Source organism: Fictibacillus nanhaiensis, assembly GCF_042686385.1.
In the GTDB taxonomy this organism is placed as follows: Bacteria; Bacillota; Bacilli; order Bacillales; family Fictibacillaceae; genus Fictibacillus; species Fictibacillus nanhaiensis.
This window is the reverse complement of record NZ_JBHUPF010000006.1, coordinates 1308897-1327508: the sequence shown is the minus strand read 5'-3', so window position 1 is coordinate 1327508 and position 18612 is coordinate 1308897. Positions and strand designations below refer to the sequence as shown.

Genomic DNA, 18612 nt, shown 5'->3' with positions numbered 1-18612 from the left:
AATGTCTATTTTTTTACCGCTTCCATCAGCCAGACGTATTCGTTAAGTTTTTTGAACGAGACCTCAAAATCATGTTTCTTAAACAGATCTTCTAGTACTCCAAGCGTCGTATAATACTCGGTCTGAAGATCTTTTAACAAGTTTAAAAAACCTTGTGATCTTACTTTTTCATGACGCTCTTTTTTATCGTCTTCATTTAGATAAGCGGTATCTGCAAAAACAATTTTACCATTCTTTTTAAGCAGCTGGCTATACTGTCCGATCGCTCGATCTTTCTCTTCATCGGTTAAGTGGTGGAACGCATAAGTACTTACAATTGTATCAATCTCTTGATCGAGTTTTGGAAAAGACAAAAAGTCACCATCATGAAGCCTTAGATCTGGATGACGCTCAGAGGCTTTCTCACGCATCCCCTTTGAAGGCTCAATACCAATCACTTGTTTCCCGCCTCTAAGAAGTTTTTCGCTCAAGTTACCAGTTCCAACTCCGAACTCTAAGACAAAACTTCCGGAACGCTGAACGACTGTTTCTAAAATTTCATCATAATTATGAAAAACTTCCTTATATTCCTGATCATTTCCAGAAACTGTTTCATCATAAGAAGAAGACCACTCATCAAAAAGATCAATAAATTCTCGTCCCATTTTTCACACTCACCTTTTAATTTATATAATTCCTATCAATATACTATGAATTAAAATCTTACAGGTTCCAAATTATCATAATTACTAAAGATTTTCAAATGAAATATCTTTTTCTGTTGGCAATTATTAAAGTTTGTTGTATACATTTAAAAACTTTCTTTATAGTGATATATAGACTATTATTCCTCATCGTTTTTTGTACCTGATTCTTTGTATCTTGCTTGCTGAAGATTTAGAAACACAAAAAAACAACCTGCTACATTTAACAGGTTGTTTTTCTTCATTTTATTGAATAGGTGTCACGCTAGTCGGCTGCCATCCTTTTTCAGGCACCCACTGAAGCATAACATCATATTTTTTACCGTCGGCTTTCGATTGTACGGTACCCTTTGAAAGATCAGGTCCTCCACCATTTCCTAACCAAAAGATGGTCATTTGATCTTGTGGAATGCTTGTCGCATATGAAAGTGCCTGGACCATCTCGTTCCAGTCTTGTGAGCCATCGTCATATGTCTTAGTATGAGGCTCGGTTTGCGAAGTTCCGATCGGTTGCCAAGGACCTTCAGGACCTCCACCTTCAGGCGCATCTGATTCCGTTTTTTCTTCTTCTGTTGCTTCTTCAGCTGTTTTGTCTTGTGATTCTTCTTTATCCTGAGACTCAGAATCATCGTTATCAGGTTTTGACTTTGAATCATCCGTTTCCATCTCAATTGAACTGTTATTAGATTCGTTGTTTTCAGTAGTTTGTTCAGAATTAGATTTGTTCGTTGAAGCTGTTTCGTTATCATCACCTGAGAAAAGATTAAATGCAACAACAACAATCAGTAAAACAACTAACCCGATTGCTATGTTTAAAAAACGATTTTGTTTTCGTTTTTCTAGTCTTGATTCATAACGCTGGTTTCGTTTCATAATATCCTCCTCAGTAAAATACTTTTTTTATTTTACCACGAGGAAGTGGTATAGGAACACTATTTCCTATTACACTTTTTCAGATTGCCTCTATCAGGAATCGGTTTCTCTCATTATTTCGGTAGAAATGTCCCTAAATACAGGAATCGTGCGGTTTACCGTATCGTGTTTCAAGTCAACGATCACGAGAGCAAAACGAGGCTTTTCAGCTGGAAAATATCCTGCAAACCATTTATTGTTGAAACGAAGGTCTCCTCCTTTTTGTGCCGTTCCAGATTTTCCTGCAACTTGAAAAGGCAGAGCTTGTAAAGCGTGTGCTGTACCTTTTTCATCCTTGACGACGTTCATTAGAAGGGATTGAAGTCTCATGACCGTATAAGGAGAGAGCTTTTCACCTTCTTTTTCATGATCTTCAAATTTAATCAGTTCGGTACCATTAGCAAAGTTCACACTTTTAGCTGACTTTACTTCATAACTGACCCCACCCCTAGCAATCGTCGCCATCATGTTGGCAACAGCAAGTGGTGTAACCTTCACATCGAGCTGACCGATCGCTGTTTGTGAGGTCGCTAATGAACTTTTGTAATCGGAACTTTTCTTTTTGGAGCTGTAGATCTGCCCCACTTCTTCTTTATACAGATGAGAGAATGATTCTAGATGATAGACTTTTCCTTGCCATCCATTGTGCGTTAATAGACCTAACTTTTCTGCATATTTTTCCATATATCCTAAGTCTGTTTTTTGTAGTTCATTAGCTAGATCTCCAAATGCTTTATTGCAGCTTTGTGTAAAGCTGTTCTCTACATTCAACATTCCAAGTTGCCTCTCGTCTTTTTCACCGTATATATTTAAGTTACAATCATACAACTTATCGTTCTGTATCTTATTTTCTTCGATAGCAGCAGCTGCTGTTACAATTTTAAATACAGAACCAGGAATTTGTTGAGACGTCATATGATCAACATGTTTATAGATCGTTTTACTCGAGAACAATGGCCTGCTTGACATTGCCAGCAGTTCGTTCGTTTCTATATCAATCAATACCGCTCCACCTTCAGCTACACCGTGCGCATCCAGAGTTTTTTCCACCGCTTCCTGCATGTTCTTATCTAGCGTCGTTTTCACGTGAAGTGGATATAAGGGATTCGATTGTGAACGGAATTTTACATCAAGGCCAAACAACGGTTGTCCTTGACGATCCACATGATAGATATACTCTGTTTCTCCTTCGGATATTAAAAAAGGATCGAATGTATATTGCATGCCGTTCTTACCAGTTTTTGTTCTAACCGTAACCGTGCCTTTTTTTAGTTTATCTTCATACTTTCTTTTGATCTGATCTGGATCTTGTCCCACTGCTCCAAGGATATGATTCGCAAACGGAGTTGGATTTCGTTTTGTAACAAGCTGAGCGTAGAGCCCGGGAATCTCTAATTTATTGATCTCATTCATCTGCTCTATACTGATTTCTTTTGATAGAGAGAGTGCTGATGGTTTCTGTAGTTCACTTACTTTTTTTGTAAAGATACCTCTTGTTATATCAAGTATGTTAGCAACCTGATCAATCGGCCATCTTTTTGAGTAAAGATTCGGAAAGACGATTACTTGAGCACTTACATCTGTTGAGAGCAGTTCACCATTTCGATCAAGAAAGTATCCCCTACCATCGTTGATCGTAAATCGGTGGGTACGCTGATCCACACTTTCTTGTATGAGGTTGATATTATTTTTCGAGAAGGAAGTAGTAGAGATCAACTGTATATCTGCTAACCGATACGTGAGAAAAAAGATAAGAAAAAGGAAAAAAAGTGCCACTATCATCGTTCTTTTCTTTGATAACACGTGCTCACCACCTTACTCCTATTCTCACCCACTGGTTTTGTTCCTAAACGGTTGCATAAAAAAGAAGACTTGCAGCTAAATGCAAGTCTTCTAATCATAATTTGTTTATTTTACTTCTAGGATGACAACGCTGATTTCGCCACCAGGCGTTTGAACAGAAACTTTATCTCCAGGCTTTTTACCTAAAAGACTTTTCGCCATTGGTGAATCGTTAGAAATTTTCCCTTCAAACGGGTCTGCTTCTGCACTACCTACGATGATGTATGTTTCTTCGTCACCATCTGGAAGCTCTTTAAACTTGACTGTTTTCCCGATGGAAACGTTATCAGATTGGTCTTTATTATCTTCAATAATAACAGAATCACGGATCATTTTTTCTAATTGAACGATACGAGCTTCTACGAATGCCTGCTCGTCCTTTGCTGCATCGTACTCAGAGTTCTCCGAAAGATCTCCAAAACTACGCGCTACTTTAATTCGTTCCACTACTTCTTTTCTACGTTCTGTTTTTAAAAACTCAAGTTCGTTCTCTAGCTTCTGTTTACCTTCTAAGGTCATATAGTGTTTTTTCTCGTCTGCCATTGTTTTCACTCCTTAAATAATCAGTACCCTTGTTACGTTATATGATAATTCGGCTAGGGTATGTATAAAAAATGGGTCAATAGTTGATTGCCAAATGGCTTAAAGCTCAAATTGTCCGTGTATACCGAAAAAATGAGGATAATCTTCCTCATTTTTTCAATAATGCTTTGTCTTCCAAAATCGTCTTGATTTTTGTTACCATTAAGTCGATCGCAACGAGGTTCTGGCCGCCTTCTGGAATAATAATATCTGCATAACGCTTCGTTGGTTCTATAAATTGATTATGCATCGGCCTTACTACAGATGTATATTGATCGATTACAGATTCAAGTGTTCTTCCACGGTCACGAATATCTCGAACCATTCTTCTAATAATACGCACATCTGCATCCGTGTCTACAAACAGCTTAATGTCCATCAAATCACGTAGTCGTTCGTCTTCAAGGATCAAGATACCTTCCAGTATAATGACATCTTTAGCATCAACTGGGATAATTTTATCACTTCTTGTATGTGCTGTATAGTCGTACACTGGTTTTTCGATGGAATCGTATTTTAGAAGTGAAGAAATATGTTGAATTAACAAATCATTATCAAAAGCAAGAGGATGATCATAATTCGTGTCCAATCGTTCTTCCATCGATTTTTCTGATTGATCTCTATAATACGCATCTTGCTCTATGATTAAGATGGATTGGTTAGCAAATTGCCTGTAAATTTCTTTTGCTACCGTTGTCTTACCAGATCCAGATCCACCTGCAACCCCAATTACAATTGGTTTTTGTGCCATTTTGATTACTCCTCCAAACTGCATGTCCCATTAAGAATTTCTAATACTCACCATCATGCCATCCCCAACCGGTAAGATTGAAGACTGATAGTCAGGATGCTGCATCATGTATTCGTTAAAACTTCTAATTTTTTTTACTAGAGAACGAAGTCTTCTACTCTCTAAGCCGCTTTCATCAGCGACGTACCCTCTAAAGAGAACATTATCTGTGACGATGATGCCATCAGGTGACAGCATGGAGGAATAATGATCAAAAAAGTTTTGATATTGTCCTTTTGCTGCATCTATAAAAATAAAGTCATATGGGGCATAGTTTTCTACTTGGCTCTGCAATTCATTCGCATCTCCAAATAGCAACGTAATTCTGCTCTCTAGATGAAACGATGTAACATTATCTTTTGCTATATTGTACCGTTCTTCATCTCTTTCAATACTAATAATTTCAGCATTCTCATATGCAAGAGCCATTCGGATGGCGGAATATCCAATCGCTGTTCCTACTTCTAATATACGTTTCGGTTTTTTCAATCTAACATAAGACAAAAGGGTCTCCATCCCTGTTAAATCCATGATCGGCACATTATGCTCTTTTGCGTATTGCTCCATTTTTAGTACTTGCTCAGAGCGCGTTGGGATAATTTTTTCGATATATTGGTTCAATTCATTTGAGACCAAAGTAACACGCCTCCTTCACACTAACCGGTATATTGTAACATAATCTTTATTTGAAGGCGAGAGTCCTATTCTTTTATGGCTGTTTTATACATGTCTTAGAGGTTAAAACTTTCTTTTAAATTCTATGAAAAGGTTGATGGTAGAGCATAAAAAAAGAGAATACCAACTAGTATCCTCTATAACATGTTTAATTATCGTCTTTTTCTTGCCAAACTTTCCATTCATCTCTGTATTTTTTATATACTGCATTATGTTCGCTTAAGGTTTTCGTGTAGATGACTTCACCGTTTGGTCTCGCATAAAAGAACAGCTCGTCCATCTTTACTGGTTGGAGGGCAGCTTCAATCGCTCTTTCACCTGGTGAAGTGATAGGTCCGATCGGAATCCCTTTATAAAGGTACGTGTTGTACTTTGAATCATACTTAAGGTGTTCGTATAACACTTGAACATCAAAATTCTTTCGAGCATATTTAACAGTTGGATCAGAATCGAGTTTCATATCTTTGCTCAAGCGATTATAAAAAACACCTGCAATCTTTTTTCGATCTTCTTCACGCTGCGATTCTTCTTCTATAAGAGAGGATAACGTGATGATCTGAAAGAGTGAATAACCGCTATTCTTGATATCATTTTCATGTTTGGTCAGGACAACAGAAGATTGTTCGACCATCTTGCCGATCACATCTGTTAACTCGGGTTTCTTTACATCAAAATCATAAGTAGCAGGGAACAAAAATCCTTCTAGTGGGTAGTACAGCCCTGCTTTCATGATATCATCTGGTAAGATCGGATACTTATCTTGAAGTTGTTTCAAATATGCTTTATCAGCCATCTTCTTAATGATATCTGCCTCACTATAACCCGTTTTCTGACTGATCAATTTTGCAATCTGCGGGACATTATAGCCTTCAGGAATCGTTAAGGTTAATGCCGGCTTCTTAAACATCTTTCCGTCTTTAAGTGCTGAGATGATCTCGTTTAGATTCATAGAAGGAGTAAGTTCGTAAATACCAGCTTGAAAGTTACCTTCACCTTTAACTCTTGTATAGAGTCTGAAAAAATCCCCACTGTTGATCAATCCCTTTTCTTCAAGCTCATTTCCGATTTTTGAAGAGGAAGAACCAATAGGAATCTCCACTGTGATTTTCTTATGATCATTTGAGTCGATCGATCCAATATTTTTATTGTAATAATAATAAGCACCTATAGCAGCACCGATGATTAAAGCAACAATTAGAAGCAATATAGACAGAACAATTGTTTTAGCACGACGTTTTTTACTTTTATTTTCATTTATGTAATTCCCAGATGACTGGAGATGTAACATGTTTATTCCCCCTTCCCACCTGTTTCATTATACGTTTACTAGCAGAAATTGTCGAGATTGGCCGTAATTTGGAATAAAAAAAGGAAGTTGGTTAGAATACCAACTTCCTTTTTACTTCATCAATTATTCTGTTTCGTACTCGTCATCTTGAAATGTGTTTAACATTTCTTCGATCATGTCCCATTCTTCATCTGTCTCAAGTGGGAATAAAGCAAGATCGTCTTCTTCTTCTCCCTTTTCTTCATAACGGAAAGGGAAAACCTCAACTTCATCTGTATCATCATCTTCTGAATCAGCTACAGGAATCGTTACCATGTATGATTTTCCAGTTTGATCTACATCAAATTTGAATAAAACTTCAAATAGATTCTCGTCACCGTTCTCGTCTGGAATAATAATGCGTTCGCGTTCTTCTTTTGCCATAATTGGCTCACCTCTACTTTTCTTATTGTTGGCTGTCCAAATAACCTTGGAGGATGATCGATGCTGCCAGCTTATCGATCACCTGTTTGCGTTTCTTTCGACTCACATCAGCTGAAATTAATGTTCTTTCAGCTGCCATCGTGGTCAGCCTCTCATCCCATAGGATAACCGAAAGGCCTGTCAGACTTTCAATATCTTTAGCAAAGTTTTGACAAGCTTCTCCGCTGGGACCTATTGTACCATTCATGTTCTTCGGAAGACCAACTACGACCTTACTGATATCATGTAACTGAATCAGCTCTTGGATCCTCGCATAATCTTCTTCTGGCTTATTAGGACGGCGTCGGATCGTTTCGACTCCTTGTGCTGTCCATCCCAGTGCATCTGAGACGGCAACACCGATCGTCTTCGTTCCAACATCCAGTCCGAGTGTTTTTGTCAAATTAACGACTTCCTTCTTTTTGAGTGGATAGATATGATTTTACAAGCTCTTCAATAAGCTCATCTCGCTCCAGTTTTCTAATCATGCTTCTCGCATCATTGTGACGAGGTATATAAGCCGGATCTCCTGAGAGCAGATAACCTACAATCTGATTGATAGGATTATATCCTTTATCCTGCAGGGCGTCATAAACAGAAAACAGGACAGTTTCAACATTCGTCTTATAAGCATCATCTTCGTTGAAGTTAAACTTCATCGTTTTGTCCATTGAACTCACTGGCGAACACCTCTTTCTGAAGATCTCCCTTAAGGGACAAATTAGTTCTTGTCTCTATTGTACATGAAAGATGAAAGCTTAGGAAACGGTTTTGATCAATTCAACTGCAGAATCTATTCCTTCTTGCAGCTTCTCAGGATCTTTTCCTCCAGCTTGAGCCATATCTGGACGGCCTCCACCGCCTCCGCCACAACGGACAGCCACTTCTTTTACTAGGTTACCCGCATGATAGCCTTTTGTCACTAAATCTTTTGTTACTCCAGCCACGATATTTACTTTTCCACCATTTTCAGCTCCAAGAATAACAACTCCACTTTGAAGCTTATTCTTTAAGTCATCCACGATCGAACGCAAACCGTTCATATCCACGCCGCTCACTTTTTTAGCGATAACAGATACACCGTTGATCGTTTGCACCTCATCGACCAAGCTGCCTGCTTCCATATTTCCAATTTTAGCTGCAAGAGATTCTTTCTCTTTTTGCAACTCGCGAATTTGATCATTTAATGCATCGATACGCTGAGGCACGTCCTTAAGATTTGTTTTTAACTTAGCTGCCGTGTCTTTTAAAAGTTGTACTTGTCCGTTCATCAAACGGTACGCGTTCTCACCTGTTACAGCTTCGATCCTGCGTGTCCCTGCCCCGATTCCGGATTCTGAAACGATCTTAAACAAACCGATCTCTGACGTATTATTCACGTGACACCCACCGCAAAGTTCAAGACTATAGTCTCCTACTTTTACAACGCGTACGGTTTCACCATACTTTTCACCGAAAAGAGCCATAGCTCCCATCGCTTTTGCTTCGTTAATATTCTTAACCATCTTTTCAACAGGAATGTTGCCCCATACTTTTTCGTTTACGATCTCTTCGATCTTTTCAAGCTCTTCTGATGAGATGCTTCCGAAATGTGTGAAGTCAAAACGCAAACGACCTTCTTGAACGAGAGAACCAGCCTGATTCACATGTGTTCCAAGAACATCTTTTAATGCTTGATGAAGAAGATGAGTAGCCGTATGGTTCTTCACTACTTTTGCACGAATCTCAGGGTCAACCTTGACAGAAACTTCGATATTGTTTTCGAGAACACCTTTTTCAACAACAACTGTGTGTAGGTTTTGTCCGTTTGGCGCTTTTTGAACATCTTTCACTTTTAGTGCCAGTTCTTTACCTGTAATGGTACCTTGGTCAGCAATCTGACCACCGCTTTCTGCATAAAAAGGCGTAACATCCAAGATAACTTGAGCTTCTTCACCTGCGGCTACCATCGCAACACGCTCACCGTTTTGAAGAACTTCAAGTATTTGAGCTTCTCCTGATAGGTGGTCATAACCAGAGAATTCACTCTTTACGGTAATGTCAGAAAGAACGCCGCCTTGCACTTGCATGCTGTCCACTTCTTGTCTTGCTGCACGTGCGCGTTCACGTTGAGCCTTCATCTCGTTTTCAAAGCCTTCTAGATCAACATCCATTCCATTTTCAGCCGCATATTCTTGGGTAAGCTCGAACGGGAATCCAAACGTATCATAAAGCTTGAATGCGTCTTTTCCAGAGATAATGTTTCTTCCTTCTTCTTTTTCTTTTGCCATAACATCTTCTAAGATAGCAAGCCCTTCGTTGATCGTCTCATGGAAACGCTCTTCTTCTGTCTTAATAACTTTTTGAATGAATGGGACTTTTTCTTTTACTTCTGGATAAAAGTCAACCATGATGTCTGCAACTGTTGGAACTAGTTCATACATGAAAGGCTTGTTGATATTGATCTTTTTCGCAAAACGAATCGCTCTTCTGATCAAACGACGAAGGATATATCCTCTTCCTTCATTCGATGGTAGAGCACTGTCACCAATCGCGAAGCTTACCGTACGAATGTGATCAGCGATTACTTTAAACGCAGTGTCAGTTTCTGTACTTAAGCCATAAGAAGTGTCAGAAAGCTTTTCTGTTTCTTTGATGATCGGCATGAATAGATCGGTTTCAAAGTTAGTCTTCGTATCTTGAATCACACAAACCATTCTCTCAAGTCCCATACCTGTATCGATATTCTTCTTAGGAAGCGGCGTATATGTTCCGTCTGGATTATGGTTGAACTGTGAGAACACCAGGTTCCAGACCTCAAGGTATCTATCGTTCTCTCCACCTGGATATAGCTCTGGATCAGACAGATCACTGCCAAAAGATTCACCGCGGTCATAGAAGATCTCAGTATTTGGTCCACTCGGTCCCTCACCAATATCCCAGAAGTTGCCTTCCAAACGAATGATACGCTCTTCAGGTAATCCTACTTGCTTTGTCCAAATATCAAATGCTTCATCATCTTCCGGATGGATGGTCACAGAGAGTTTTTCAGGATCAAAGCCGATCCATTTTTCACTCGTTAAGAACTCCCAAGCCCAAAGAATAGCTTCCACTTTGAAGTAATCGCCGATCGAGAAGTTTCCTAACATCTCAAAGAACGTATGGTGTCGAGTTGTAATCCCAACATTTTCGATATCGTTCGTACGGATCGATTTTTGTGCATTCGTGATACGAGGGTTCTCAGGAATCACGCGTCCATCAAAATATTTTTTTAGTGTAGCCACTCCACTATTGATCCATAGAAGTGTAGGATCTTCATGTGGAACTAAGGATGCACTAGGTTCTACACCATGGCCTTTTTCTTGGAAAAAATCAAGGAACATCTGTCTTACTTGAGCTGAAGTCAAATTTCTCATCGTTTTCATTCTCCTTTTTTTAGATAAATATAAAGACTGATTTCGTATTCATGTTGCTATGAAAGCTAGTTGAATTCCGCACCAGGTCGCTCGCTTTCCATGGGGCGTGCGGTGAGCCTCCTGCCGCTATGCGCCATTAGGAGTCTCCACCTGTCTAGTTGCAGTGGCTAGCCCCTCGAGGTCAAAAGTTAAACGGTCAAGAAGGCAAAATACGCCTTCATAAACCATTCAACTTTTGCTAGTCGGGGCTGAACGAGCCACTTCCACTTTTCGGACTGAACGCTCGTCCCATAGGAGTCTCGCCACCTTCCGCTGCAATCAACTTGCATAAGAAGAGAAAAGATACAAAGCAACAATCTTTTAGAAAGAGCCTAGTTAAAAAATGTAAATGATTGAATTGCTAATTTAGGTACAAAATCAATTCTAAAGCTACAAACTTATGCAAAATAAAAAACTCCCATCCCTATAAAAAATACAGGGACGAGAGTTTGAATTCACGCGGTACCACCCTGGTTATATGCTTATATTCAAGCATATCACCTTGATTAAAGCCTTAACGCGGCATAACGGCAGATTTTTCTTCTGCACTCCAGAGTAGCTTTCTGTTTCGCTTCTTCCTAAAACATCTTTCAGCCGATGGATGCTTCTCTCTTTTGGAAGGACTGAAACGTACTTATCTCTTTCAGCGTTTTTTGATCTTCTAGCGATAGTATACGTTTATTCAATATTACTTGTCAATCGATGATTGAAGTCGGTGTTCTCTAATGTGAATAATAATGACCTTAATCACACTGAAGATCGGAACAGCTAAGATCATTCCTGGCACACCAGCCAGTTCTCCACCTAGTAGTAGGGAAAAAATAATAAAGACTGGATGGATATGCAGGTTCTTTCCGACGATAAACGGACCAAGGATATTGCCTTCTATGAACTGTAGAACGAGCATAATCCCTACCGTAATCCACACCATCTTCCAAGAAATCGTGAGTGCGATCAATACGACAGGTATCGCCCCTAATATCGGACCAAAGTATGGAATGATGTCCGTTATCGCGATCACAAGACCTAAAAGTATAGGATATGGCATCCCAACAATCCATAGAGCAATCATGGCCGCTGCGCCTAGTATAGCACCTACAAACAACTGTCCTCTAATGTACCCTCCAAGTGATTGGTCGATATCTCTTATTAAATGCTTTCCTTCATATCGATATTTTCTCGGTGTTAGGTACCAAAGTGCTTTCTTCAGCTTCTCAAAATCGTTAAGAAAATAAAAGACTAAAAATGGGACAACGATGATAACAAAGAAGTAGTCTACAATCTTTCTTAATGAAAAGATCGCATTGGTCAATAGATCCTGTGCGTTACTTTCCATTTTAACGATATAATTTTCTATTTTAGAATGAACCGAATACGGAAGTGCAGATGTACCTCGATCTACTTGGTACAATAAATCCTTATAATCCTCAGCAAGTACAGGCACATTCACTAACAACTGCTTCATCTGTACGACGAAATACGGAAATCCTTTTACTGCCGCAAATCCAAGACCACCAAAGAAAAGGATGTATATGCTTAAGATCGCAACAAAGCGAGGTAATCCTTTTTCATGAACGTATTCAACGACGGGATGGAGTAGATATGTAATTAAAGCTGCAAGGAAAAATGGCAGAATGACCCCCTTGATCGCACGCCATAGTGGTTCATAAAGTGGGTAAAGTTTCATTAAAAGAAACAAACACAAAAACAATAGTAAAGAAAGGGTTAACCTGTAAGCCCACTTCATTCGAATGTCTTTTGTCATCTCTTCACCCTTTTCTTAAAAAACCCCGTCTTTTACGAGACGGGGTTTGCTATCTTTAATAAATGGCTTTTGCGACTTTTTTACGAATCTTTTTAACACGTCGTGATGTCCAAAGATCACTAAGATCTGAAAGATTATAGTTCATCTTAGACATTCTTGACATCCTCTTATTTCTCATCGCATATGTTGCCGCTCCAATACCAAGTGCGAAAAGAGAACTCATCGTCCTGCTCATGCTAAATCACCTCGACATCAGAGATTTTTTTCTTTTATGATGTGCTTTCTCTATAAGTCAGATCTTGATCTTCAAATAAATCATCGAGTGATGTTAGAGAGCCGTCTTCTTCCACTTGATGAAGGGACAGTCTTCCTTTAACAATGGAAAGCTCAATAAAACAGTTCCAGCAATAATACTGGTTCACCCCGATTTTCCCGATATCTTTTCTACTGCAGTTCGGACATTCCACTTGCTCTCTCTCCTTTAAATTTTACTTTTACAAGGGTGTCCTGAATTTGTAGAAAATATACAGAAAATAACATTTGAAAATCATAACTTTTAGAAAGACAAAAAAGAAATGTCCGACAAGATGACATCTTACATCTCTCGAACATTTCTAGTTTGTTTCGTTTATAAGGGTATCATTCATTAAATCTTTTTCCAGTATAGTCTCTTGAAGACGTGAAGTAAGACCCGAGTATCGTTCTGTTTCATCTGAACGTTCAACAGCCCAAGTAAACGCTTCTTGTTCTCCACACAGGATCAGATATTCTTTACTTCTCGTTATTGCTGTATATAATAAATTCCGTTTTAACATTCGGTAGTAGCTTTTTAAGACAGGTAGAACGACGATCGGATACTCACTGCCCTGCGATTTATGGATCGAACAGCAGAAAGCGTGAGTAAAATGATGAAATTCACTTCTTTTATATGTAACCTCAATCTCATCAAAACTAATGACGATCTGATCTTCTTTATCCGTGTTCTCTCTTGCATAGATAACAGCAACGATCTCACCGATATCTCCGTTGAACACTTGATCTTCAGGTTGATTGACGAGCTGAAGCACTTTATCTCCTTTTCGATAAAACACATTTGCGACCTGTAACTGACGCTGTTTTTGTTTCTCAGGATTAAACAGACGCTGAAGTTCCATATTTAATCGATCAATTCCAACAGGCCCTTTGTACATAGGTGCTAACACTTGGATATCTCGAGAACTGTATCCTTTTTTAATCGCATTTTCACAAACTTGAAGGATAGCCTGAAACACTTGTTCACCGGAACATGCAAAAAAACGTCTGTCGTTCTGTGGGACAAGCAGATCTTGCGGCACGTTTCCGTTCTTCATCTCATGAGCTAACCGAATGATGGAAGAACCCTCTGCTTGTCTATAAATATCCACTAAACGAGACTGAGGTACATGCTGAGCTTGTAAAAGGTCTTTTAATACTTGACCAGGACCTACAGAAGGTAGCTGATCTTCATCACCAACAAAAATGATCTGGATCTGTGGTGGCAAAGCTTTGGCTAGAGAATGAGCAAGCCATATATCCACCATTGACATTTCATCGACGATCAAAAGTTTTCCGTCAATGGGTTCATCTTCATTTTTTTCAAAAGTACCTCCACCTTTCCATCCTAACAAGCGATGAATCGTGTGAGCGGGTATTCCTGTAGACTCAGTCATACGCTTTGCAGCTCGACCTGTTGGAGCAACGAGTAAAACTGGAAACGACTCTTTTTTTCCTCGGTAATCATCAGGGTTCAAACTTACACCATGAATCTCACTATAAAGTTCGACGATTCCTTTAATCACGGTCGTTTTCCCTGTTCCAGGTCCTCCCGTAAGAACCATTAAAGAAGAGGTCAACGCCTTCTTAATAGCCTCTTTTTGACTTTTCGCATATTTCATGTTGAGTCTTTTTTCAAGAGCTGTTAGCTCAGATTCCAATTTTGAATCCTCAATGTGATAATCATTTTTCTGACTATGTAATAATTGATTCATTTTTTGAGCAAATCCACGCTCAGCGAAATAAAGGGATGGCAGATATACAACGTTCTCTCTTACGATCAATCGTTGCTCAGTTTCCATATCTTGAATCTCACGAAAAATACTCATCTCATCTACCGTATTCTTTCCATCTGCTAAAAGCTTTCTTACACCTTCTAACAGTTCATCCATCGGTAGGTAGGAGTGTCCAAGATCTGTTCCTTGATCACGAAGTACAAACTGACAAGCAGCTTGAATTCGTTTTGGATGATTCACTTGCATCCCATTTCCTTTTGCAATTTCATCAGCTCGGTGGAACCCAATTCCAGAAACGTCTTCAATCAGTCGATACGGCTCGTCTTTAATGATCTTTACAGCATCATCCTGATATGTTTGAAAAATTTTCATCGCAATCTGCGGCCCGATCCCATAGGGTTGCACGACCATCATCACTTGATCTAATCCTCGATTCTGCATGAGGGACCTTTGCAAACTTTGAGCTTGTTCTTCTGTTAGCTTTGGAATCTGACTAATATATTCCGGTGATTCTAAGAGCTTTGTGATCGCATCGTTTCCCATGACTTCTACAATATGCTCGGCAGTCTTCTTACCGATCCCTTTAAATAAATCACTCGAAAGATACTGAATCATAGCTTCCTTAGATTGAGGCATCTCTTTTTGGAACAGTTCAACTTCGTATTGCTTACCATATTTCGGATGATCTTTAAATTTCCCATAAAACAAATAAAGCTCATCTTCTCTTAATGGAGGAAGGATTCCTGTAATCATAACTTCTTTTTCGTTGTAATTTTCGTTCGTCTCTTTTACCCGTATTCTGGCGACTGTATAGAGACTCTCTGTTTGATGATAAATTGTAGAGATTAACGTACCTTTTATATACTTTTTTATTTCAGTCGAATCATCTTCTAAATGAAAAGAAGGCTGCTGTGCCATAAAGCACCCCCTTTAATGGTTAGTTTTTTTACTTTCGATGTTTCGTTTTCCATTCCCTGCAAGATAATGGTCGGGCTGGATGTCTAACGCTCTTTGAAAAGCTTTTAGAGCATCTGCGTTTTTATCAAAATAACTATATGTTACGCCTAGGTTGTACCAAGCATCGGCATGCGTTTCATCGCGTTCAACAACTTTTTCAAAAGTTGTTGATGCAGACTCAATATCCCCTGTTCGGGCTTGGCAGAGACCGAATTGAAACAAAGCTTCATGATCTTGTGTGTTGAGCTCAGTTGCTCTCATTAAGTAAGGAAATGCAAGCTTATGTTCACCGAGTGAAACGAACGACATGCCTGTCATAAAGTGAGTGTCACCATCTTGCAGCCCGCCTTTGATGGCTTCTTGAAAAAGTTTTGCGCTCTTAGAGAATTCTTCAAGGTGGTAGCAGGCAATACCCGCGCCATAGTATGCAGCAACAGCATTTTCATCGAGCGATAGAGCTTTATCAAAGAATTGAATCGCTTTTTCGTGTTCATGAACAGCAGAAAGTAAATTTCCAAAATTAATATAATGCACTGGATTTTCAGGATCGGTCTCAATCATTGATTCCAAACTTTTTGCTGCTTCTTCAAACTTTCCTTTTTGTAAATATTCAAGACCTTTTGAAGATTCCATCTTCATTACCCCCACTTTTAATTTCCTTCAAAAGTATAACAAATGAAGGTAGCTGGCGCATAATTTTTTGTAGGTTCCTCTTGTGAATAGAGCGTTCGTGCTTTCTGGAATCGCTCATAAATCTCTGGAATCGCTCGTGCAGCGAGCATAGAATGCCGCTGCACGAGCACCTTATTTCATTATCGCAAAAAAAACTGGCTTACTAGATCATTTCTTGTCCTAGTAAGCCAGTTTTTTCCACATTCTTTTATAGATAAGTGATCGCTTCGTCGTTTTTGTATACCGTATCGATCGTTGCTCCGCCTAGACAAACATCTCCATCGTAAAACACGACTGCTTGTCCAGGTGTGATCGCACGTTGTGCTTCATCAAAGACCACGTGTAGCGTTTCGTCCTCCATCACATGGACGGTTACACCCATGTCAGGCTGACGGTATCTGAATTTCGCTGTACACTTAAAAGTAGCAGGGAGCGGTCTATCAGAAACAAATCCTGCCTTTACTGCTTTTAGGCTGTCAGAATAAAGCTTTTCGTTATGAAATCCTTGTTCGACATACAATATGTTGTCTTTTAAATTCTTACCGACAACAAACCAAGGATCTCCGCTTCCACCGATTCCAAGACCGTGACGCTGCCCGATCGTATGGTACATCAATCCATCATGCTTGCCCTTAACTTCGCCTTCAAACGTTTGCATCTCACCAGGCTTTGCAGGAAGATACTGACTCAAGAATTCTTTAAAGTCTCTTTCTCCAATAAAACAGATTCCTGTTGAGTCTTTCTTCTTTGCAGTAGCAAGTCCTGCGGCTTCAGCAATCTTACGGATTTCAGGCTTCTTCAACTCACCAATCGGAAACAATACACGACGTAATTGTTCTTGAGAAAGCTGGTTAAGGAAATACGTTTGATCCTTATTTTCATCAACGCCTCGAAGCATCTTAACTTCTCCATCTATTTCAGCCACACGTGCATAATGGCCAGTAGCTACATAATCTGCACCTAAGTTCATGGCGTGCTCAAGGAAAGCTTTGAATTTGATCTCCTTGTTGCACATCACATCAGGATTAGGTGTTCTTCCTGCTTTATATTCTTCCAAAAAGTACGTGAATACTTTGTCCCAGTATTCTTTTTCAAAATTCACCGCGTAATATGGAATGCCGATCTGGTTGCAGACCGCAATCACATCGTTGTAATCTTCTGTTGCTGTGCATACGCCATTCTCATCGGTATCATCCCAGTTTTTCATAAAGATCCCGATCACATCATAGCCTTGCTCTTTCAGTAAAAGTGCGGCAACGGAAGAATCCACCCCACCGCTCATTCCAATAACTACTCGTGTATCTTGAGGTGCCTTTTTGTTTGATTCTGTTTGCATCGTGTCCACCTCATTTCATTCATATGACAAACATTGTAACTTATTTTGCTAATCGTTTCACGATTTTTGCTGTCTCACGAGCAGCGTATTCAATATCTTCCAATTTATTGCCTAGACCAAAGCTAAAACGAACAGAAGATTTCGTACGAACATCATTACCAAACATCGCTTTCAAAACGTGTGAAGGTTCATGTGAGCCAGCCGTACAGGCTGATCCGCTTGATGCTGCGATACCAGCAAGATCTAGGTTGACTAAGAGGACTTCTGTCTTCACACCTGGAAAACTCACATTAAGGATATGGGGAAGAAAATGATCAGGACTTCCATTCTCTAGAAAAGAGACCTCTTCTTCTTGCCATATTTTCTTCATCGTATCTCTAAATGTTTTATATTGACTAAAGCGTTCTTCTCTTTCTTTTTCTGCGATGGATGCCGCTTTTCGTAAAGCAGCGATTCCTGCGACATTTTCTGTTCCAGCTCGGCGCTTACGCTCTTGCTCGCCACCGAACCCTTGAGGAAGAAAAGGAGTTCCTTCTTTCACAAATAGAAATCCTGTTCCTTTTGGGCTGTTGATCTTATGACCAGAAGCACTTAACAGATCAATGTTCAGTTCATTCACATCGATTGAGATCAAGCCATACGCTTGCACCGCATCGGTATGAAACAAGATCTCTTTTTCCTTTAACATACTTCCGATCTCTTTTATGTCTTGTGTTGTCCCTGTTTCATTGTTGCAATACATGATCGAAACGAAAATCGTGTCTTCTCTTAAAGATCTTTTCAGTTCGTCTAATGAAATTCTGCCTTCCTTATCAACGGACAAGTAAGTTACATCGTACCCTCTCTTTTCAAGCTCATGAAAGGTATGAAGTACAGCATGATGTTCTACTTCTGTCGTAATCACATGCTTTCCTTTATTCTCTAGAGCAGAGACTGTGCCAAGAATAGCAAGGTTATCACTTTCAGTACCCCCGCTTGTGAAAATGATCTCATTACGTGAAGCACCTATAGAAGTTGCAATCATGGTTCTCGCATCATCAAGAGCTTTACGAGTCTGTCTTCCGTATTGATGGATGCTAGAAGGATTCCCAAAATGTTCAGTTAGAAAAGGAATCATTTCTTCTATGACTTCAGGATGAACAGGAGAGGTTGCAGCGTGATCTAAATAAACGTTTTTCATTGCTCAT

General features: G+C 39.4%; 18 protein-coding genes and 1 other annotated feature. All 18 genes read right to left on the bottom strand.

All coding sequences use genetic code 11. The features are described from left to right. Positions 1–5: 5 nt before the first annotated feature. Positions 6–644, bottom strand: a complete 639-nt coding sequence (locus ACFS5O_RS10200) for a class I SAM-dependent methyltransferase (protein ID WP_205726935.1) — start codon at positions 642–644, stop codon at positions 6–8. A 285-nt stretch (positions 645–929) separates the two neighbouring features. Then, positions 930–1556, bottom strand: coding sequence for a YrrS family protein (locus tag ACFS5O_RS10195; RefSeq protein ID WP_205726936.1), 627 nt, complete (start codon positions 1554–1556; stop codon positions 930–932). A gap of 93 nt (positions 1557–1649) precedes the next feature. Next, positions 1650–3398: a peptidoglycan D,D-transpeptidase FtsI family protein gene (locus ACFS5O_RS10190; RefSeq protein ID WP_205726937.1), complete on the bottom strand. Its 1749-nt coding sequence runs from the start codon at positions 3396–3398 to the stop codon at positions 1650–1652. 105 nt (positions 3399–3503) lie between these two features. Then, positions 3504–3980 (bottom strand): transcription elongation factor GreA, encoded by a 477-nt coding sequence (greA, locus tag ACFS5O_RS10185; RefSeq protein WP_066396425.1) that lies wholly within the window; start codon positions 3978–3980, stop codon positions 3504–3506. 148 nt (positions 3981–4128) lie between these two features. After that, the gene (udk, locus tag ACFS5O_RS10180) at positions 4129–4770 is read right to left on the bottom strand and encodes a uridine kinase (protein ID WP_066396435.1); all 642 of its coding nucleotides are present in this window, start codon (positions 4768–4770) and stop codon (positions 4129–4131) included. A 30-nt stretch (positions 4771–4800) separates the two neighbouring features. Continuing rightward, positions 4801–5445, bottom strand: coding sequence for an O-methyltransferase (locus ACFS5O_RS10175; RefSeq protein ID WP_318300248.1), 645 nt, complete (start codon positions 5443–5445; stop codon positions 4801–4803). A gap of 187 nt (positions 5446–5632) precedes the next feature. After that, a complete protein-coding gene (gene mltG / locus ACFS5O_RS10170) occupies positions 5633–6772 on the bottom strand; it encodes an endolytic transglycosylase MltG (protein WP_205726938.1) in 1140 nt (379 codons plus the stop codon). Positions 6773–6895: 123 nt separating this feature from the next. Next, positions 6896–7195 (bottom strand): DUF1292 domain-containing protein, encoded by a 300-nt coding sequence (locus ACFS5O_RS10165; protein WP_066396438.1) that lies wholly within the window; start codon positions 7193–7195, stop codon positions 6896–6898. Positions 7196–7217: 22 nt separating this feature from the next. After that, positions 7218–7637, bottom strand: coding sequence for a Holliday junction resolvase RuvX (gene ruvX, locus ACFS5O_RS10160; protein WP_205726939.1), 420 nt, complete (start codon positions 7635–7637; stop codon positions 7218–7220). 1 nt (position 7638) lies between these two features. Continuing rightward, entirely contained in the window at positions 7639–7914 is a 276-nt protein-coding gene (locus ACFS5O_RS10155) for an IreB family regulatory phosphoprotein (protein ID WP_066240205.1), read from the bottom strand. A gap of 78 nt (positions 7915–7992) precedes the next feature. Beyond that, positions 7993–10629, bottom strand: coding sequence for an alanine--tRNA ligase (alaS, locus tag ACFS5O_RS10150; protein WP_205726940.1), 2637 nt, complete (start codon positions 10627–10629; stop codon positions 7993–7995). Between the two features lie 473 nt (positions 10630–11102). After that, positions 11103–11324: a binding site (T-box leader), on the bottom strand. A gap of 32 nt (positions 11325–11356) precedes the next feature. Further along, the gene (locus tag ACFS5O_RS10145; protein ID WP_205726941.1) at positions 11357–12433 is read right to left on the bottom strand and encodes an AI-2E family transporter; all 1077 of its coding nucleotides are present in this window, start codon (positions 12431–12433) and stop codon (positions 11357–11359) included. 55 nt (positions 12434–12488) lie between these two features. Next, positions 12489–12668 (bottom strand): hypothetical protein, encoded by a 180-nt coding sequence (locus ACFS5O_RS10140; RefSeq protein WP_066396448.1) that lies wholly within the window; start codon positions 12666–12668, stop codon positions 12489–12491. A gap of 34 nt (positions 12669–12702) precedes the next feature. Next, the gene (locus tag ACFS5O_RS10135) at positions 12703–12900 is read right to left on the bottom strand and encodes a hypothetical protein (protein WP_066240196.1); all 198 of its coding nucleotides are present in this window, start codon (positions 12898–12900) and stop codon (positions 12703–12705) included. Positions 12901–13047: 147 nt separating this feature from the next. Further along, a complete protein-coding gene (gene recD2 / locus ACFS5O_RS10130) occupies positions 13048–15378 on the bottom strand; it encodes an SF1B family DNA helicase RecD2 (RefSeq protein WP_205726942.1) in 2331 nt (776 codons plus the stop codon). 12 nt (positions 15379–15390) lie between these two features. After that, complete coding sequence (locus ACFS5O_RS10125) at positions 15391–16050, bottom strand: tetratricopeptide repeat protein (protein WP_205726943.1); 660 nt, start codon at positions 16048–16050, stop codon at positions 15391–15393. A 247-nt stretch (positions 16051–16297) separates the two neighbouring features. Next, positions 16298–17425: a tRNA 2-thiouridine(34) synthase MnmA gene (gene mnmA, locus ACFS5O_RS10120; RefSeq protein ID WP_205726944.1), complete on the bottom strand. Its 1128-nt coding sequence runs from the start codon at positions 17423–17425 to the stop codon at positions 16298–16300. 40 nt (positions 17426–17465) lie between these two features. Continuing rightward, positions 17466–18605 carry a cysteine desulfurase family protein gene (locus tag ACFS5O_RS10115; protein WP_205726945.1) on the bottom strand — a complete coding sequence of 380 codons (1140 nt, stop codon included), beginning with the start codon at positions 18603–18605 and terminating at the stop codon, positions 17466–17468. Between the last annotated feature and the right edge of the window lie 7 nt (positions 18606–18612).